This window comes from Kineococcus sp. R86509 (assembly GCF_042466365.1).
In the GTDB taxonomy this organism is placed as follows: Bacteria; Actinomycetota; Actinomycetes; order Actinomycetales; family Kineococcaceae; genus Kineococcus.
Genome location: NZ_JAXHCE010000001.1, coordinates 2,175,570 through 2,193,772, shown reverse-complemented (window position 1 = coordinate 2,193,772; position 18,203 = coordinate 2,175,570). Strand labels below are relative to the sequence as shown.

Annotated in this window: 16 protein-coding genes; 6 read left to right on the top strand and 10 right to left on the bottom strand. The window is 72.2% G+C overall.

Annotation, left to right across the window (positions count from 1 at the left end):
* The first annotated feature begins 18 nt into the window (after nt 1-18).
* Entirely contained in the window at nt 19-240 is a 222-nt protein-coding gene (locus SJY07_RS10615) for a hypothetical protein (protein ID WP_380158941.1), read from the top strand.
* Nucleotides 241-408: 168 nt separating this feature from the next.
* Nucleotides 409-1,488: a methyl-accepting chemotaxis protein gene (locus SJY07_RS10610; protein WP_380158939.1), complete on the top strand. Its 1,080-nt coding sequence runs from the start codon at nt 409-411 to the stop codon at nt 1,486-1,488.
* A 56-nt stretch (nt 1,489-1,544) separates the two neighbouring features.
* Here SJY07_RS10610 and SJY07_RS10605 read toward each other — a convergent pair whose 3' ends face one another.
* The gene (locus tag SJY07_RS10605) at nt 1,545-2,282 is read right to left on the bottom strand and encodes an NTP transferase domain-containing protein (RefSeq protein WP_380158937.1); all 738 of its coding nucleotides are present in this window, start codon (nt 2,280-2,282) and stop codon (nt 1,545-1,547) included.
* Nucleotides 2,279-3,364 (bottom strand): CDP-glycerol glycerophosphotransferase family protein, encoded by a 1,086-nt coding sequence (locus SJY07_RS10600; RefSeq protein WP_328294306.1) that lies wholly within the window; start codon nt 3,362-3,364, stop codon nt 2,279-2,281. The genes SJY07_RS10605 and SJY07_RS10600 overlap by 4 nt, the downstream gene beginning before the upstream one ends.
* 163 nt (nt 3,365-3,527) lie before the next feature.
* On the opposite strand from SJY07_RS10600, the gene SJY07_RS10595 reads away from it, so the two are divergent.
* On the top strand, nt 3,528-4,568 hold the full coding sequence (locus SJY07_RS10595; protein WP_380158935.1) for a glutathione S-transferase family protein: 1,041 nt from the start codon (nt 3,528-3,530) through the stop codon (nt 4,566-4,568).
* 9 nt (nt 4,569-4,577) lie between these two features.
* Here the strand turns inward: SJY07_RS10595 and SJY07_RS10590 are convergent, their stop codons facing one another.
* The 4 genes from SJY07_RS10590 to SJY07_RS10575 form a co-directional block, all read right to left on the bottom strand.
* Nucleotides 4,578-4,817, bottom strand: coding sequence for a DUF6458 family protein (locus tag SJY07_RS10590; RefSeq protein WP_328294308.1), 240 nt, complete (start codon nt 4,815-4,817; stop codon nt 4,578-4,580).
* Between the two features lie 84 nt (nt 4,818-4,901).
* On the bottom strand, nt 4,902-5,951 hold the full coding sequence (locus SJY07_RS10585) for a zinc-binding dehydrogenase (RefSeq protein ID WP_380162264.1): 1,050 nt from the start codon (nt 5,949-5,951) through the stop codon (nt 4,902-4,904).
* A 5-nt stretch (nt 5,952-5,956) separates the two neighbouring features.
* Nucleotides 5,957-6,829 carry an alpha/beta fold hydrolase gene (locus tag SJY07_RS10580; RefSeq protein ID WP_380158932.1) on the bottom strand — a complete coding sequence of 291 codons (873 nt, stop codon included), beginning with the start codon at nt 6,827-6,829 and terminating at the stop codon, nt 5,957-5,959.
* Nucleotides 6,826-8,295: a flavin-containing monooxygenase gene (locus SJY07_RS10575; protein WP_380158930.1), complete on the bottom strand. Its 1,470-nt coding sequence runs from the start codon at nt 8,293-8,295 to the stop codon at nt 6,826-6,828. The genes SJY07_RS10580 and SJY07_RS10575 overlap by 4 nt, the downstream gene beginning before the upstream one ends.
* Nucleotides 8,296-8,385: 90 nt before the next feature.
* On the opposite strand from SJY07_RS10575, the gene SJY07_RS10570 reads away from it, so the two are divergent.
* Complete coding sequence (locus SJY07_RS10570) at nt 8,386-9,030, top strand: helix-turn-helix domain-containing protein (RefSeq protein WP_328294312.1); 645 nt, start codon at nt 8,386-8,388, stop codon at nt 9,028-9,030.
* 58 nt (nt 9,031-9,088) lie between these two features.
* On the opposite strand, the gene SJY07_RS10565 is transcribed toward SJY07_RS10570, so the two are convergent.
* Both SJY07_RS10565 and SJY07_RS10560 read right to left on the bottom strand, forming a co-directional pair.
* The gene (locus tag SJY07_RS10565) at nt 9,089-10,066 is read right to left on the bottom strand and encodes a ferritin-like domain-containing protein (RefSeq protein ID WP_328294313.1); all 978 of its coding nucleotides are present in this window, start codon (nt 10,064-10,066) and stop codon (nt 9,089-9,091) included.
* A gap of 182 nt (nt 10,067-10,248) precedes the next feature.
* The gene (locus SJY07_RS10560; protein WP_380158928.1) at nt 10,249-12,045 is read right to left on the bottom strand and encodes a putative bifunctional diguanylate cyclase/phosphodiesterase; all 1,797 of its coding nucleotides are present in this window, start codon (nt 12,043-12,045) and stop codon (nt 10,249-10,251) included.
* Nucleotides 12,046-12,180: 135 nt separating this feature from the next.
* Here SJY07_RS10560 and SJY07_RS10555 point away from each other — a divergent pair, with 135 nt between their 5' ends.
* Nucleotides 12,181-12,486, top strand: a complete 306-nt coding sequence (locus tag SJY07_RS10555) for a hypothetical protein (protein ID WP_328294315.1) — start codon at nt 12,181-12,183, stop codon at nt 12,484-12,486.
* Between the two features lie 76 nt (nt 12,487-12,562).
* Here the strand turns inward: SJY07_RS10555 and SJY07_RS10550 are convergent, their stop codons facing one another.
* Together SJY07_RS10550 and SJY07_RS10545 are read right to left on the bottom strand one after the other, a co-directional pair.
* Nucleotides 12,563-13,663 (bottom strand): substrate-binding domain-containing protein, encoded by a 1,101-nt coding sequence (locus tag SJY07_RS10550; RefSeq protein WP_380158926.1) that lies wholly within the window; start codon nt 13,661-13,663, stop codon nt 12,563-12,565.
* 25 nt (nt 13,664-13,688) lie between these two features.
* A complete protein-coding gene (locus tag SJY07_RS10545; protein ID WP_380158924.1) occupies nt 13,689-15,326 on the bottom strand; it encodes a methyl-accepting chemotaxis protein in 1,638 nt (545 codons plus the stop codon).
* A gap of 201 nt (nt 15,327-15,527) precedes the next feature.
* On the opposite strand from SJY07_RS10545, the gene SJY07_RS10540 reads away from it, so the two are divergent.
* The gene (locus SJY07_RS10540; RefSeq protein WP_380158922.1) at nt 15,528-18,200 is read left to right on the top strand and encodes a cell wall-binding repeat-containing protein; all 2,673 of its coding nucleotides are present in this window, start codon (nt 15,528-15,530) and stop codon (nt 18,198-18,200) included.
* Nucleotides 18,201-18,203 lie beyond the last annotated feature (3 nt).

Below are 18,203 nucleotides of genomic sequence, written 5' to 3'. Positions count from 1 at the left end.
GGCTACCGATAGAAGACGGTGAGCTTCCCCGGCATCCCCACCCGTCCCGCCCAGCCCGGCACCGCCCGCACCGGAAACCCCCTCTCGGCCTCGGTCGGCCGACGCCTCGCTCTGGGCTTCGGGGCCGTCGCCGCGTGCGTGGCGGTCGCCGGGGGTCTGGGCACCTGGGCGCTGGACCAGCAGGGGAACACCACCGACGACCTGCAGCGCCTCGACGCGGTCTCCCGCCAGGTGCAGTAGCTGCGCTACTACGACGCCGACGTCAGCGGCTGGCAGGGCTGGCTGTACGCGCAGGCGGAGGCCGAGAGCCCCGCTGCGGCCGTCGACCCGGCGGGCGCCAACGTCACGGGTCTCAAGACCGACCGCGAGGCGGGGACCGCCCTGCTCGACGGTTTCGACGAGGAGGCGTTGACGGCGTCGGAGCGCACGGTGCTGGACCAGGCCCGGACGGAGTGGAAGGACTTCTTCGCGGTCCAGGACACCTTCGTGAGCCAGGTGGCCCAGGGCACCCCGGAGTCGATGGCGACCGCTTGGGCCACCCTCAACGGGCCCCTCGACGCGTCGTGGAGCGCGCTGCTGAAGAGCACGGAGGCGCTGGCTGGGAGCGTCGACGCCCGCACCGAGGACGCCCAGGCGGCGGCGGCCACCCGCGAGGCGCGGCTCAAGGCCGTCCTGCTCGCGGCGACGGTCCTGGCCCTGGTGTTGGCCGCGGTCACCGCGCCCCTGGTGGCGCGTTCCATCACCCGCCCGCTGGCCCGCACCCTCGCGGTCGTGCAGGGTCTCGCCGCCGGTCGTCTCGACCAGCGCGTCGCCCTGACCGGGCAGGACGAGGTGGCCCGCCTCGCCGTCGCCCTCGACGCCACCATGGACCGTCTCACCGACACCGTGCGCCGCATCTCGGCGAACGCCGGCACCCTCGCGGGGTCCAGCGAGGAACTCACGACCGTCGCCACCCAGCTCTCCTCCGGCGCCGAGAAGGCCGCCGCGCAGGCCCAGGTCGTCTCCGCCGCCACCGAGGAGATCTCCGCGAACATCGGCACGGTCGCCGCGGCCGGGGACGAGATGTCCGCCGCCATCCGCGAGATCGCGACCTCCACCGCCGAGGCGTCCATGACCGCGGCCGGTGCCGTCGCCGCGGCGGGTGCGGCCGGGGACACCCTGGACCGCCTCTCCGCCTCCTCCCGCGAGATCGGGGAGGTCGTGAAGCTCATCACCTCCATCGCGGAGCAGACGAACCTGCTGGCCCTCAACGCGACGATCGAGGCCGCCCGGGCGGGGGAGATGGGCAAGGGTTTCGCCGTCGTCGCCGGTGAGGTGAAGGAACTGGCCCAGCAGACCGCACGCGCGACGGAGGAGATCGTGGCCAAGGTCGGTTCCACCCAGTCCGACGCGGCCGCGGCGGCCGGGGACACGGTCGCCCGCGGGCCCGGCGGTGGGCGCGCTGCGCACTTCGTGCGGCTGGAACCGCGGGAGGGCGACGGGACGTGAGTCCGGATCGGGGCCCGGCCGGGGGCTCACCCCGACCGGTCCCCGCTACCGCAGCCTCAGCCGACGAACGGTTCCAGCCACAGGTGTTCGGCCTCGATGCGGTCCGCGCGGCGCAGGTCGTCCTCGAAGTCGACCTCGACGATGTCGTAGCGCGACACGTCGATCGGGACGACGTGCAGGCCCCGGCGGGCGATGGCCGTCTCCAGCCCCCGCTCGAAGTAGTCGGTGTCGGCGCAGGCGCGGAGTTCCTCGACGAGGACGGCCTTGTCGGCGGCGCTGACGTAGTTGATGCCGACCGCCTCGCCGAGCCCGCCGGTGACGGTCTTGGACAGTTCCCGCACGAAACCCTCGGGGTCGACGGTGTACTTGACCTCCTCCTCGCCCACGGCTTCCGTGTTGACGCAGACGAAGGTCTCGTCGCGGTCCAGCCACGGCTGCACGTGGCGCAGGACGCGCGGGTCGAACACGACGTCGCCGTTCATCCACAGGACGCCGCCCGGGTGGGAGGTCTCCAGCGCGCGGAGCAGGCTCTTCGAGGTGTTGGTTGAGTCGAAGAGCTCGTTGTAGGCGAACCGCAGTTCCGGGTGCGCCTCCATGATCACGTTGGCCTTGAACCCGACGACGACGGCGACGCGCGCACCGTCGCCGAGCGCGGTCCGGACGTTGTCCAGCTGCTGCTGCATGATCGTGCGTCCGTCGCGGAGCACGGTCTGCGACTTCGGCAGGGGCCGGCCCAGGCGGGTCCCGAGACCCGCGGCGAGGACGACGGCCTGCACGTTCTGGGAGCGGCTCACGCACCCACCTCCTTGCGTCGGTACACGAGATCGAGGACGCGGTCGGCGGCGTGGCCGTCCTCCGCGTGGCTGAACATCTCCTGGAACGCCTCGTAGCGCTCCTTCGAGGCGGTGCTCACGGCGTCGAGGTCCGCGAGCGCGTCGAGGACCTCCTCCGAGGACCGCAGGACCGGACCGGGAGCGATCCCGGTCAGGTCGAAGTAGAACCCCCGCAGCACGTCGCGGTAGTGCTCCAGGTCGTAGGCGAAGACCAGGATCGGCTTCCCGGTCAGGGCGAAGTCGAACATGGCGGAGGAGTAGTCCGTCACCAGCACGTCGGCGGCCAGGTAGAGGTCGTTGATGTCGGGGTGGGTGGAGACGTCCACCACCCCGGGCACCTCCCCGCCGCGCAGCGCCTCCGGCACGAGGTGGTGCAGGCGCAGCAGCAGCGTCTGGTCGGCGCCCAGGCGCTCCGCGAAGCGGTCGGGGTCCAGGGGGAGGCGGTAGGCCTCGGCGCCCTCGAGACGGTCGTCGTCGCGCCAGGTGGGCGCGTAGAGGACGGCGGTGCGTCCCTCGGGCAGGCCCAGCTCGGCGCGCACGGCGGCGCGGCGGGCGGCCGCGTCCGGGGCGAGCAGCGCGTCGTTGCGCGGGTAGCCGGTGACCGGCACGGCACCCGTGTGGCCGAACGCGGCGCGCAGCGCGACGGCGCCGGCCTCGCTCGGGCCGACGAGGACGTCCCAGCGGGTCACGTCCTCGTCGAGCAGGTCCATCAGGGCCGTGTCGTCGGTCTGGAAGTGCGCGTCGCGGTGGATGCGCTTGAGCGGCGTCCCGTGCCAGGTCTGCACGTAGGTGGTGCCCGGGCCCTTGCGCCACCGCGGGAGGTGGTTGTCGGCGAACACGACGTCGGCGGACTCCAGCGCGGCCACGGCCTCGGGGGTGCCCACGGGGACGGTGCGGGTGCCGGTGGGGAACGAGTCCGCGTGGCGGGCGTGGGCCAGCCAGACGTGCTCGACGTCGAGCTCGTCCCGGGTCAGTGCGCGCTGGTGCAGGGCTCGCGGGTTGTCGGAGTAGCGCCCTCCGAAGCTGTAGTAGACGATCTTCACGTTCTTCTCTCTGTCGACGGGTCAGGCGGGCGCATCCCTGCGTCCCCTCTGCAGTGTGCGGCCTGTACGGCGCGAGGACGACACTCCGTGTCCGGGGGCCCGAGGTGCGGGACGGCCGTGGATCTGGTTGAATCTTGTACTACCTGACCAGCGGAGGACCGACGTGAGCTCGACCAGCACCGACGACGGCAACACGGGTTACGTGAACCCCACCGGCGACTTCCGCCGCGACCAGCGCTACATCGAGACCCGCATCACCGCGGACGGCCGGGACGGCTACCCGGTCGAGGCGGGCCGCTACCGCCTGATCGTGAGCCGGGCCTGCCCGTGGGCGAACCGGGCGATCATCGTGCGGCGCCTGCTGGGCCTCGAAGGCGCCCTGTCGATGGGCATCGCGGGACCGACGCACGACGAGCGCAGCTGGACGTTCGACCTCGACCCCGGCGGGCGCGACCCGGTGCTGGGCATCGAGCGCCTGCAGGAGGCGTTCTTCGCCCGCATCCCCGGCTACGACCGGGGGATCACCGTCCCCGCGATCGTCGACGTGACCACGGGGCAGGTCGTCACCAACGACTTCCCGCAGATGACGATCGACCTGTCGCTGGAGTGGAGCGAGTTCCACCGCGAGGGCGCCCCCCAGTTGTACCCGGAACACCTGCGCGACGAGATCGACGCGGTGAACAAGGACGTGTTCCGCGACGTCAACAACGGCGTGTACCGGGCGGGTTTCGCGGGCACCCAGGACGCCTACGACCGTGCCTACGACCGGCTCTTCACACGGTTGGACGCGCTGTCCGAGCGTCTGGAGACCCAGCGCTACCTGGTCGGCGACACCATCACCGAGGCCGACGTCCGGTTGTTCACGACGCTGGCGCGCTTCGATCCCGTCTACCACGGGCACTTCAAGTGCAACCGCTCGAAGCTGTCCGAGATGCCGGTGCTCTCGGCCTACTTCCGCGACCTGTACCAGACGCCCGGTTTCGGGGACACGACCGACGTGACCCACATCAAGGCCCACTACTACCGCGTCCACCGCGACATCAACCCGACCGGCGTCGTGCCCGCCGGCCCCGACCTGTCGGGGTGGTGGGAACCCCACGGTCGTGAGGCGCTGGGCGGTCGCCCGTTCGGGGACGGAACCCCGCCCCCGCCGCCGGTGGAGTCCGAGGTCGTCCCCCGCGACCACGCACCGCAACCCCGCTGAGACAACGGTTCAGAGGTCGCGGGTCGTCCGGTACGTCGTGACGCCCGCGGCCGGGTCGGTGCTGGTCACGCTGGTCGAGCGCAGGGTGCGGGGCCGGAACAGGGCGAACTCGAGGACGACGCCGAGGACGCCGACGACCATGAGGATGACCCCGACCGTGGAAAGGTCGAGGCCCGAGACGGAGAACGTCACGGCGAAGCTGAGGACCGCTCCGAGGGCGATGAGGAAGATGCTGGTTCCGAGGCGCATGGAACCAGCGTCCCGTCATCTCGCACGCACTGCGTCGCCGAAACCCGTCGGGTCACGCGGACGGCGCAACGCCACGGTCCGGGGTCAGGGTTGCACCAGGATCCGAACCGGGTTCCCCTGCCGTTCGTGCAGCCGACGGACCCCGTCGGCGACGTCCTCCAGGGGGACGACGGCGCTGACCGAGCGCGAGAGGTCGAGGCGCCCCCCGGCCAGCAACCGGACGAGCGTCCCGATGTCGGAGTTCCGGTAACCCAGGTGCCCCAGGGCCTTCTTGCGGGACAGGTTGAACTCCATCGACGTGCCCAGCGACAGGGGCTGCCCGCTGAGCCCCACCCCCACGACCCGCCCGCGCGGCGCCAGCATCGCCAGCCCCTGCTCAAAGGTGGAGGCGAGGCCCACGGCGTCGAAGGCGACGTCCAGCAGGTGGCCGCCGGTGGCCTCGGCGATGCGCTCGCGCAGGTCCGGGTCGTTCGGGTCCAGGGCGATGTCGGCGCCGACGGTCAGGGAGCGTTCGCGCACCTCGGGGTCGAGGTCGACGGCGACGACGGGCACCGCACCGACGAGTCGTGCGAGCTGCACCAGGTGGGTCCCCACCCCACCGACGCCCCAGACGCCGACGGCTTCCCCGGGACGGACGTCCGCGGTGTGCACGACGGCGCCGAACGGCGTGGAGACCGCGTCGGCGAGCAGCGCGGCCTGGTCGAGGGACACCCCGTCGGGAACGCGGGTCAGGCCGCCCGCCTCGGCGAGGGTGTACTGCGCCCAGGCGCCGTCGTAGGCGAACGCCATCAGCAGCAGCCGGTCGCAGTTCACGAGGTCTCCCCGGCGGCAGCGGTCGCACCGGCGACACGGCCGCCCGGCGGCCGGCACCACGCGGTCACCGACCTCCCACCCGGTGACGCCCTCGCCGAGGGCGGCGACGGTGCCCGAGGCCTCGTGGCCCTGGGTGATGGTCTCGGGCCCGCGAGGATCGGTGAACGAGCCGTCGAGCAGGGCGAGGTCGGAGTGGCAGATGCCGCAGAACGCGACCTCGATCAGCACCTGGCCCGGACCCGGGTGGGGGACGGGGACGTCCTCGACCGACATCGTGCGGGTCGGGACGTGCAGGCGCTGGGCGCGCATGGTGGTGGGCAGTTCGTTCATCGTCGTCCTCCGAGGGGGTTCGGTTCCGGCCAGAACTCCGCGAGCAGCGCCGCGAACTCCTCGGCCCGTTCGATCTGCGGCATGTGCCCGGTGCCGGGGAACACGTGGGTCCGGGCGTGGGGGAGTGCGGTGCGGGCGGCGTCGAGCTGTTCCACCGGCAGGACCCGGTCCTCGCCGCCCCAGACGACGAGCGTCGGGACGGGGTGGCGGGCGGCCGCGCGCAGCAGGTCCCGGCGCCAGCGGGACCGCACCCCGAGGACCGTCCCGAGGGACCGGGCGGTCTCGTGCATGACCCGCACCCCGTGCGGGCGTCGGCTCAGTGCGTCGGCGTGTTCCACCCGGTCGGCGGTGACGAGCGCCGCGTCGTGGAAGACGCCGCGCAGGGTGCGGCGGGAGGCACCGGGACGGGGCGCCAGCAGCCGTGGACCGAGCCACGGCACCGTGATGACCCGCAGGGCCGCGGTGACGCGGCGGCCGAAACCCGCGGGGTCGGCCAGGACGAGGCTGCGGACCCGTTCCGGAGCGTCCGCCGCGAACTGCAGGGCGACGGCCCCGCCGAGGGAGTTCCCGACGACGTGGAGGGGTTCCCGCAGACCGACCGCGTCGCAGAACGCGGCGACGAACGCCGCCAACCGCGGCACCGACCCCGGGACGGGCAACGGGTCGCTGCCGCCGAAACCCGCGAGGTCCACCGCCCAGCAGCGGTACCGCGGGCTGAGCAGCGCCACCTGCTCGTCGAAGTCCTCCAGGCTGCACCCGATCCCGTGCAGCAGCAGGACGGGCGCACCGCTGCCCTGCACGCGGTAGCGCGCGCGGATCCCGTGGGCCAGGGTGACGTGACGCGCGGGTTCGAGGGCCGGTGCGCTCACGAGAACTCCAGGGCGGTGTCGTCGACGCGGCGGTGGCGCAGCCCGACGACGTCGAGCGGGTAGTTCTGGTGCAGCCGCCACGGCGTCGCCCCACCCTGGGAGGGGAGGAGACCGGCGGCCCGGCGCACGTAGCCGGAATCGAGGTCGATGAGCGGTTCGCGCTGCCCCGCAGCCGGTTCCCGGGGGACGACGATGCGGTGCGAACGCCGCTGCATCAGGGCCAGCAACCGGCAGACGTGCTCGGTGACGAGGTCGATCTTCAGGGTCCACGACGCGTTCGTGTAGCCCAGGGCGAAGGCCAGGTTCGGCACCCCCGACAGCATCATCCCCTTGTAGGTGACGCGGTCGGCCGGATCGACGGGTTCGCCGTCGACCGACAGTGCCATCCCGCCGAGGAAGAGCAGGTTGAGGCCGGTGGCGGTCACGACGACGTCGGCGGGGAGTTCCGCACCGGAGGTCAGGCGGATCCCCGTGGGGGTGAAGGTCTCGATCCCGTCGGTCACCACCGACGCCCGTCCCGACCGCAGCGCCCGGAACAGGTCCCCGTCGGGGACGAAGCAGACGCGCTGGTCCCACGGGTCGTAGTCGGGGGTGAAGTGGCGCTCCACGTCGAAACCCTCGGGGAGGCGGGCCGCGACGCGTTCGCGCAGCACCTCGCGGGCCCGGCGCGGCCACCGTCGGGTGAACTGGTACGTCGCGGTGGCCAGGGCGATGTGCTTCGTCCGCACGAGGGCGTAGGCCAGACCCTCCGGAACCCGACCGCGCAACCGGTCCGCGAGGTGGTCGCGGGAGGACAGGGCCAGGACCCAGCTCGGGGAACGCTGCAGCATGGTCACGTGCTCGGCGTCCCGGGCGAGGTTCGGGACCAGGGTGACGGCCGTGGCGCCGCTGCCGATGACGACGACGCGCCGGCCCGTCGTGTCCAGGTCGGTCGGCCAGTGCTGCGGGTGGACGATCCGTCCGCCGAACTCACCGGCCCCCGGGAACTCGGGGGTGTACCCCTCGTCGTAGCGGTAGTAGCCGGTGCAGCTGAGCAGGAAGCTGCACGTCAGGCGCACCGTCTCGGAACCTCCGCCGGCGCGGGGCCGCTCCACGACGACGGTCCAGCGAGCGGTCGCGCGGGAGAAGTCGGCGGCCAGCACGCGGTGGTGGAAGCGGACGCGTTCCTCGACGCCGAACTCCCGCGCGGTCTCGGTCACGTACTCGCGGATGTCGGCGCCCTGCGCGATGGCCTTGCCGCCGCGCCAGGGGCGGAAGGAGTACCCCAGGGTGTACATGTCGGAGTCCGACCGGACGCCGGGGTAGCGGAACAGGTCCCAGGTCCCGCCGATCGCGCCGCGGGACTCGAGGACGGCGAACGTGTGGTGGGGCAGCTTCTGCCGCAGCCGGCAGGCCGCGCCGATCCCGGAGAGGCCGGCCCCCACGACGAGGACGTCGAGGTGTTCGAGCGGTTCGCCGTTGTCCACGGCGACTACCTTTCAACACCCTGTCGACTCTGTCAACAGGGTGTCGACGACGACGTCCGGGAGCGGTCGTCGCGGGTTAGGGTCGAGCGCGTGAGCACACCACCGACCGCCGTCGCGCGGGGACGTCGCGCCCCCCGTCCGCGCAGCGAGGACCGGGAGACCGCGATCCTCGACACGGCGGAACGGCTGTTCGGCGAACGTCCCTACGCCACCGTCTCCGTCGACGACCTCGCGCGGGGGGCCGGGTTGTCCCGGCCGACGTTCTACTTCTACTTCCCCTCCAAGGAGGCGGTGCTGCTCGCGCTGCTCGACGGGGTCGTCGCCGAGGCCCGGGCCCGTCGGGACGAGGCGCTGCGCGTTCCCGCGGCGGGCACCGCAGACCGCTGGCGCCAGATCATCCACGCGATCCAGGACCCGTTCCGCACCCACCGCGCGGTCACCCTCGCCGCCGCGGAGGCCCGGGCCACCAGCGGCGCGGTCCGCGACGTCTGGAACGGTGTGATGGAACGCTTCGTGGCGGAGACCGCGGCGGAGATCGACGCCGAACGCGCCCGCGGTGCCGCGCCGGCGGGTCCACCCGCCCGCGACCTCGCCATCGCCCTGAACTGGATGAACGAGCGGGTCCTGCACTCCTCGTTCACCGCTCAGCAGCCCGCGCTGGAACCCGGGGACGCCGTCGAGGTGCTGCTGACGGTGTGGTTGCGCACCATCTACGGACGTGCCGACCCGCAGTAGAGCGGGACGTCGAACGGCCCGGCACCCACGGGTACCGGGCCGAACGGCGGAACTGGTGTCAGTGCGCGTCGGAGGCGCGGATGTCACCGTGGACACCGTCGGGGAAGAACCCGCCACGGTCGGTCTTGCCGGGGTTGAGGAAGACCACGTTCAGCACCTGGCCGAAGGTGCGGGAGTAGGCCACACCGTTGACGTCGCCCGGGGCGACGATGATCGAGCCCTTGGAGCCGTTGACGCCCTGGTCGAGGTCGGTCGGCCCGTCGAGGGAGTCGCGGGCGTTGGAGATCGCGTCGGCGGCAGCGCCCTGTCCGCGCGCCACGAGCGTGGTGCGGATGGTGGCCGCGTGGTACGCCTCGAAGGCGAGGATGCCGGCGGCGGCGTCCAGGTAGGTCTTGTTCGTGATGAGCGGGGCGGCACCCTTGTAGGCGGTGACCCCGACGTCCTCGAAGAGGAACGCGCCGAGCAGGAAGCTGGCCTCGTCGGCGAACGGGTTGAAGGACTGACCGGCCTTGATCAGCCCGGCGGCCTGGGCGGCGGCGGTGAAGGAGCCGACGAGGTCGATGGTGGGACGGGCGACCTTGACGGTACCCAGCGCCGAACGCAGGAACTTGACGTGGGCGACCTCGTCGTGGGCGATGTCTTCCGCGATCTTGCGGACGGAGGACGACTTGAAGGGAACCTTCGAGCCACCGGTGACGGCACCGATGTTGTAGTTGCCGTCGATGTCGCTGTTCGAGAGGCCGTGGCCGAACGCGGCGTAGGAGTAGAACTCCGCCTCGAGGTACTCCAGGTTCAGGGCGAAGTTCAGGATGGTGGCGTCGGAGATGAGTTCACCGTTGGCCGTCTGACCGTTGGGCTGGGCGGAGCTGGGCGGGTTGCTGTCGGCGAAGGCGGACGAGGCGCCTCCGGTGCCCACCGCAGCCGCGCCGGCGACGCCCAGGCCGGCCAGACCTGCGGTGCGCAGGAAGTTGCGTCGGTCGGCGCCGGTCTCGGCACTGCGGTCGATCATGGTCTTGACGAGCTTGTTTCCGAACACGGTTCCTCCGGTGAATCGGGTGGGTCGCGCGAGCTCGGTCACGGTGTCTCGTCGTGACAGCACCGGACCGTCGTGTCGGCCGGCCTCGTGCGCCGGTCACCCGTCCTTCGGGGCACTGGGCCGAACGGATTGCTCTCCGGTGGAAGTTCATGCGTCAGAGCGGAAAACAATACTCTCCGTGTTCAGATGTCACGGATGGGCGTCAGCACGTGGTGGGCGGGGACGGGGGGCGCGTCCCGGAGCAGGATCTGCAGCAGTTCCCCGACCGGGAGGGGCCGGTGGAACAGGTACCCCTGGGCCAGCGGGCAGCCCAGCGCGACGAGTTCCGCCTCCTGCTCCGCGGTTTCCACACCCTCGGCGATGACCAGCAGACCCAGTTCGTGCGACATGCGCATCAGCCCGCCGAGCACGGCCCGGCGTCGGGGACTGACGGTGATCTGGGAGGTGAAGTCCCGGTCGAGCTTGAGGAAGTCCGCCGGCAGGGCGTCGAGCTGGCTGAACGCGGAGTAGCCCGTGCCGAAGTCGTCGATGGCGGTCCGCACGCCGATGGCGCGGAGTTCCTCCAGGGTCTCCCGGGTCGCCACGGACGCGGCCTCGACCGTGCTCTCGGTCACCTCGACGACGAGGTCGTGCGCGGACCAGCCCGTCTCGGCGAGGATCCGCAGCAGTTCCGCGACGAAGTCCGGGTCCACCAGGTGCTGCCCGGAGGCGTTCACCGTCAGCAGCAGGTCCCGGCCGAGGGCCTCCCGCATCCGGACGGCGTCCGCACAGGCGAGGGCCGTCACCGCCAGGTCCAGCTCCTTCACCAGCCCGTTCGCCTCGGCGAGCGGGATGAACTGCGTCGGTGGGACCGGACCGCGGGTCGGGTGGTTCCACCGGGCCAGGGCTTCGACCCCGACCACCTCGCCCGTCCCGGGGACGACGACGGGTTGCAGGGCGACGGACAACCCACCGGACAGGAGGGCGGCCCGGAGGTCCTCCACGAGACCGTCGTCGCCGCTGGCGGGCACGGCCACGCGGCCCCGTCCCGCCGCCTTGGCGTCGTAGAGGGCGGCGTCGGCACGGCGCATCAGGCTGCCGGCGTCCTCGTGGGCCCGTCGCTGGGCGACGCCGACCGAGAGCCCGGCGGGGAGCGCGGCGCGTCGCAGCGACTCGGCCACCGCCGCCGCGGCCTCCTGGTCGCACCCGGGGAGGACCAGCGCGAACTCGTCCCCGCCGTGCCGCGCGAGCACGGCTCCCGGGGGACCGTGGTCCGCGAGGCTCTGCGTGAGGACCTCGGCGAGGGAGACCAGCAGGGCGTCGCCGGCGGCGTGCCCACCGGAGTCGTTGACCTCCTTGAAGTGGTCGACGTCGACGACGGCGAGCGCCAGGGAGGTGCCGTTGCGGTGGGCCTTCGCCACGGCCTCTTCGAAGCGCTCGTCGAGACCCCGGCGGTTGAGGAGTTCAGTGAGGCTGTCGCGGGTGCCGTGCGAGGCCCGCTGGACCAGGCGCCCGATGACGGTGACGACCGCCACCTGGACGAGCACCAGCGCCGCCACGACGCCCGGGTCGATCCCGCGCCAGAGCAGGCTGCCGGCGACCGCGACGAGCAGCAGGGCCGTGTGGGCCACGGCGTGGTTGCGGGAGAAGAAGTACAGGTTGTCGATCGCGCAGAACACGAAGACCCCGGCGACGCCGAGCGCGGTGGTGTCGTCGGAGCTGAGGACCACCCCGGAGGCGAGCATGAGGGCCGCCTGCCCCACCACGACGTGGAAGGCCCAACGGGGTAGCCGGAGTCCACGGGTCAGGAGCATCGTCCCGACGACCACCGCGATCGTGGCCAGGCCGAGGATGGCTCCGCCCCGGGCACCGGGGTGCGGCCAGGTGCTCGTCGTGGTGAGGACGACCGCGGAGCCGCCGGCGACGTAGAAGGCGCCCGTGGTGAACGCCATGAGCCGGGGGGTCGCGACCTCGGGCACGGTCCCGGACGATGTGCTCACCGATCGATCATCGGAAGGCACCGGTTCCGACTTGACCTCACCCGGCGGTGGCCGCCGGCGGGTCCGTGCTCCGTCCGGCGGAGCCGGTGAGCAGCTGACAGGTCACGGCGGGCGGGACCCGACTATCGTGGCTGCATGGATCTGGAGCTCCAGGCTGACCAGGAGAAGCGTTCACTGGAAGGAAGCGCTTACTCAGAGGCTCGAGAGCGGGCGGACGACTTCCGCCGGGACGCGCTCGAAGACCCCGCCGCCGCGATCTACCCGCACGCCGACGTCTCCGACGTCGAGCTGACCGCGGCGATCGACGGCATCGTGCAGAAGCCCGTGGTGATCACCCGGCAGGGAGCTGAGGCGGCCGTGCTGGTGTCCGTCGACTTCTTCAACCGGGCGCACGCCGCGGTGGAGCTGCTCGAGGACGACGCGACCTTCGAGGACGCCTAGGCCCCCACGCGCGACGTCCGGCGGCTCCCGGGTGACCGGTGAGCCGCCGGACGTCGCACGTCCACGGAGTTCCGTCTCAGGACCGCAGCCCCGCGGTCACGCACGCCTGGCTCGCCGACCCGGCGCAGAGCGCCTCGACCGTCGTGAACTTGTCCGCGATGACGGTGGTGGCCAGGTTCGACGCGGTCACGGCGGTGGGCTGCAGCAGCGTCGTCGGCACCGCGCCGGCGCCGTTGTCGGTGGTCGTGGTGGTCGTGACGGCCTCCCCGCGTCCCAACGCCAGGGCCATGTCGGCCGCGGCCGCGGCGAGCTGCGGCATCGGCTTGTAGGCCGTGACGGCCTGCTCGCCGGTGAGGAGGCGCTGCATGGCCGCCACGTCGGCGTCCTGGCCGCTGATGGGTGGCAGGGTTCCCGTCCAGCCGGCCTCGCGCAGGGCCTTCGCGGCTCCCTTGGCGATGCTGTCGTTGGCGCCGACGACGCCCGCGATCGGCGTGCCGTGCAGTTGCTGGATGGCCTGCTTCATCGCGATCTCGGCGTTGTCCGCGGACCACTCCGGGACCCAGGCCTGGAATCCCGTGGTGATCTTGCCGTCGAGCACCGACTTCGCCCCCGAGGCCACCCAGGCCGCGTTGCTGTTGCCGGCGTCGCCGTCGAGCTCGACGACGACCGCCCCCGGGGCGGGCTTGGCGTCGAGGACGGCCTGGGCGCCGATCGCCCCGACCTTGCCGCTGTCGAAGGTGACGAACGCGTCGATCGCCGACCCCTTGATGAGGCTGTCGTAGGAGATCACCTTCGCCCCGCCGGACGTCGCCTGCTGGGCGATGGTCGCCGCACCCGCGGAGTCCTTGGGTGCGACGACGAGGACGGTCGCGCCGTCGCTCAGCGCCTTCGACGCCTGCTGGTTCTGCTCGTCCTGGGTCGAGGCGAAGTAGACGTCGACCGTGCAGCCGGGGCACGACTTCGCGACGTCGATCTGGAAGTTCGGGACGTCGGACGCCTCGTAGCGCAGCGAGGTCTTCTCCGCGAGGAACGCGATGTGAGGGGACGCCGTCGACGCGGAGCCGGCGGTCGAGGCCGTCGTCGGACCGTCCGAACAGGCCGTCAGCGTGCCGGTGGCCGCGAGGAGGACGAGGGCGGTGAGGGTGCGCGTGCGGCGCCGGCCGAGAACCTTGACCATGGGCTTCTCCTGATCTCGGGGCGCGTCAGAACTGGAAGCGGCTGACGGCGGTGGACATGCGGGTGGCCATCTCGGCGAGTTCGCGGACGGCGCGGTCGGACTCCAGCGCCCCGTTCCCGGCGGTCGTCGCGGCACCGGCGACGGAACCGATGTTCCCCGCGATGTCCTCCGCGCCGTGGGCGGCGTCGGCGACGCTGCGGCTGAGTTCCTGGGTGGTCGCGGCCTGTTCCTCGACGGCGGCCGCGATGGTCGCCTGGTAGTCGCTGATCTCCGCGATCACCGAACCGATCGAGCCGATCGCGCCCATCGCGGAGGTGACGTCGGACTGGATCGCCTCGACGCGGTGGGAGATGTCCTCCGTCGCCCGGGCGGTCTGCTGGGCGAGTTCCTTGACCTCGCCGGCGACGACGGCGAAACCCTTGCCGAGTTCCCCGGCGCGGGCGGCCTCGATCGTCGCGTTCAGGGCGAGCAGGTTCGTCTGTTCCGCGATCGCGGTGATCGTCTTGACGACCGTGCCGATCTCACCGGAGGAGGTTCCCAGCGCGTCCATCGTCGCCCGGGTGGTCTCGGCGAGTTCCACGGCCCGTTCGGCCACCGCGGAGGCGTTCGAGGCGTTCGAGGAGATCTCCCGGATCGAGACCCCCATCTCCTCGGTACCCGCTGCGGCACCGGCGATGTGGGCGCTGACCGCACCCGCGGTACCGGCGACCTCGGCGGCCCGCTGGGAGACGCTGCCGACGCCGTCGGCGATCCCCTGGCTGGTCGCCGTGAGGCGGTCGGCGGACGACGCGAGGGCCGAGGCCTCCGCGCTGAGGGCGGCGACGGTGCGGCGCATGCTGCTCGTCGCGGAGGTGAGGGCGCTCGCCATGGTGCCGACCTCGTCCCGCTGGTCGATCTCCGCGGTGGCGGTGAGGTCGCCGTTGGCGACCCGCTCCAGGACCTCGCTGACCTTGCGCAGCGGCCCGACGATGCGGCGGACGATGATCCGGGCGAGCACGGCGGTGAGCACGAGCCCGACCACCATCGTGAGGATCATCGCGAGCCGCGCCTGGCGGTACGTGTCCTGCGCCGCGGCCGACGACGCCTCACCGGTCTTCGCGCCGAGCGACTCCAGGGTCGAGAGTTCCGACGACGCGTTCGCGGCCAGCACGGACAGGTTCCCCAGGTAGAGCGTCTGGAAGCTCTCCCGGTCACCGGACTCGGCGAAGGGCAGCAGGAAGTCGTCGCGGGTGTTGCGGTACGCGCTCCACCAGACGTCGAAGCGCTTCAGCGCCTGCCGCTGCGCGGTGGTGAGGGAACGTCCCTCGAAGCTCTTCACGCGGGCGTCGAGCTGCGTGTCGTCCTCGCCGATGCGGGTCTTCAGGTCGGCGTAGGCGACGTCGTCCGAGGCGAGCGCCAGGTTCGCGAGGTCGCGCTGGGTCTGCAGGCTCGCGGCGCGGACGCCGGCCAGCTCGGCGTTGGGAACCGTCGACCGTTCGTAGGTGGCGCTCGCGCGGTCGCTGACGCTGTGCAGTCCCGTCAGCCCGACCCCCAGCACCGTCCCGGAGACGACCGTGCCCAGCACGACCACCGCAGTGATCTTCGTGCCGACGGACCGGTCGGCGAACCACGAACGCCGGCCGGGCTTCCCCGTACCGCTCTCGTGCTCGAGTCCTCGCGACACCGCAATCCCCTTCGAACGGATCGGTCGACCAGGGTTGGACGACCGCGTTGCTGCCCTCTGGTTGGACCTTCGGCGTCGGCACCGTCGATGCTGAGTTCCGGGACCGCGCGAATTTGTGAGGGTTGAAGTATCTAGAAGTTTCGCCGGTGCGGTCCTGGGCCCTGCGCTTCACGTCCGCCCGGCCGCTGCCGATGGACCGGTGTGACCCCTGCCTCCACGCGCACCCCCGTCCCGCGTCGACTGCGCCGGACCGCCACCTGGCTGCTCGCGATGTCGTTGCCCGCGGCCGCTGTGGCCGGTGGGGCGAGCGCGCAGGCTGCGGCCGATCCGGGCTTCAAGGTCGTCATGGGGAGCCGGACCGCGAGCCTCGACAAGCCGAGCGCTGTGGTCGTCGACGCGAACGGCGTCGTCTACGTCGCTGACGCAGGGAACCACGTCGTGCGGAAGATCGTGCCGAACGGCACGCCGGCCCCCGCCGTCAGCGTGGTGGCTGGCGTGTCCGGGACCTTTGGGCTCCCGTCCAATGGCTTGCTCGACAAGCCGTCGGGCCTCGCTCTGTCCACGAACGGGAAGATCCTCTACGTCGCAGACAAGGGCAACCACGTCGTCGTCAAGATCGACACCACGGTGATCGCGCCGACCCCCGCTCCGGTTACACCTCCGGCCACGCCTGCCCCGCTGAACGTGATCGTCGGGCAGGCGGGTGTCCCGGGGGCGCCGACCAACGGGACCACCAGCGGCACCGCCAACGCGAAGGGAGCGCTGCTCAACAACCCCCAGGGTCTGGCCGTCGACGCCGCGGACAACCTCTTCATCGCCGACTCCGGCAACAACCAGGTCGAGCGGGTCACCCCGGGTGGGGTCCTCGCGGTCTTCGCCGGAACCGGGTCAGCCGGTCCGGCCAAGCCGGGTCCGGCCCTGAGTTCGACTCTCTCCGCCCCGTCAGCGGTCACCGTCGACGCCCGCGGCAACGTGTTCGTCGCCGACGCCGGGAACCGCGCCCTCGTGAAGGTCGTCCCGGCAGAAACGCCCACCCCGGTCACCAGCACGACCCCGGCCACCGCGAACGGAACCCTTTCGCTCGTCGGGTCGACCGGGAGCAGCCCCGGGATCGTGACCTCGCTTGCCGTCGACCTCGTCGGCACGTTCTTCCTCACCGACTCGGCCGCCGGGTTCGAGAAGATGACGTCCGGCGTCGTCTCGCCCGTCACGATCGACGACCCCGATGGGACGGGGTTTCAGACTCCCACCGCCGTCACCACGATCTCCGGTGGAGACCTCTGGGCCGTCGACGCGACCAGCGTCGCGAAGCTGAAGTCCACCGCCACCGCGGTCCCGCCGAGGATCACCTCGGTCGCCCCGACGACCGCCGCCGCCGCCACTCCGTTCACCTTCCAGCTCACCGCGTCCGGGACGCCCACGCCGACGTGGTCCTTCGTCGACCAGACCTCGCCGGAATGGCTCGCCCTAAACGCGGGAACGGGTGTCCTGTCCGGAACCCCCAAGGCCGCGGGGACCTTCACGTTCACCGTTCGCGCGGCGAGCGGCGCTGAGCACGACGACCAGGTCATCACCCTTACGGTCGGCGCCCTCCCGGCCGCCCCGGCCGTGCCGACGGCCGTCGCGGGCGACGGGCGTGCGGTCGTCACCTGGGTCGCCGCAGCCGCGTCCACGACCACCCCCGCGACGACCCCCGCGGTGAGCGGGTACAAGGTCACCCCGTACAAGGACGGCGTCGCGCAGACCCCCGTCGCGTTCTCCGCCACGCAGGCCACGACCCAGGTCCTCACCGGACTGACCAACGGGTCGAAGTACACGTTCACCGTCGCCGCGACGAACTCCTTCGGCACGGGGACCGCGTCGGCGGCGTCCACCGCGGTGACGCCGTACGCGACCGTGAAGAAACCCGTCCTGGACGTCCCGGTCAGCCGGCTCTCCGGCAAGGACCGCCTCGAGACGGCCGTGAACTCCTCGAAGGCGTTGTTCCCGACGACGGGTTCCGCGGGTGCCGTCGTGGTCTCGGCCGGGTACAAGTACGCGGACGCGCTCGCCGGGGCCCGCCTGGCCTCGGCGACGTCGGCGCCGCTGCTGCTCACCGAGTCCGACAAGCTCACCCCGGCGGTGGGGACCGAGATCTCGCGCGTCCTCGCGCCCGGCGGGACGATCTACGTCCTCGGCGGCAGCGGAACCGTCTCCACCGGGGTCGCGACCTCCCTCGCGGCGTTGTCGCCGAACTTCAGCGTCGTGCGGCTCTCGGGTGACGACCGGTTCGAGACGGCCGCCCGCATCGCCGACGAGGTCACGGCCCGGGCTCCGGGGACCGACACCGCACCGATCTACCTCGCCAGCGGGGTGAACTTCCCCGACGGCCTCGCGGTGTCGGCGCTGGCCGCCCGCACCGGCGGGATCGTCCTGCTCACCGACGGCCCCGTCATGCCCGCCGCCACCGCCGCCTACCTCGCCGCGCACGACGCGACGGGTGCGCGGGTCGTCCCCGTCGGCGGGGTCGCGGCCCAGGCGGCGAAGACCCTCCCCGCCTCGGGCGGGAGTTCCGCGCGGGCCATCGTCGGGGTCGACCGGTTCGACACCGCGAACCTCGTCGCCCGCAAGTTCACGACGGGTACCGCGACCAAGGCCGCGGGGGTCGCGACGGGTGACAACTGGCCCGACGCGCTCGTGGGTTCCGCGGCGATGGGTCTGCTCGGTGGGCCGTTGCTGCTCACCAGCGGCCCCGACTTGTCGACCTCGGCCGCGGCCGCGCTCACCGCGCTGGACGCCGCGAAACCCCTCACCACCGGCGTCGTGTTCGGTGGCGAACCCTCGGTGCCCGCGGCGGCGGCGACGAGGTTCGGGTCCTACGTCGCGCAGGACTGACCG

Coding starts and splice junctions, on each gene's coding strand:
- SJY07_RS10590 (WP_328294308.1), bottom strand. CDS start 4,817: ATGCGCCTCGGAACCAGCATCTTCCTCATCGCCCTCGGAGCGGTCCTC.
- SJY07_RS10555 (WP_328294315.1), top strand. CDS start 12,181: ATGGATCTGGAGCTCCAGGCTGACCAGGAGAAGCGTTCACTGGAAGGA.
- SJY07_RS10550 (WP_380158926.1), bottom strand. CDS start 13,663: ATGGTCAAGGTTCTCGGCCGGCGCCGCACGCGCACCCTCACCGCCCTC.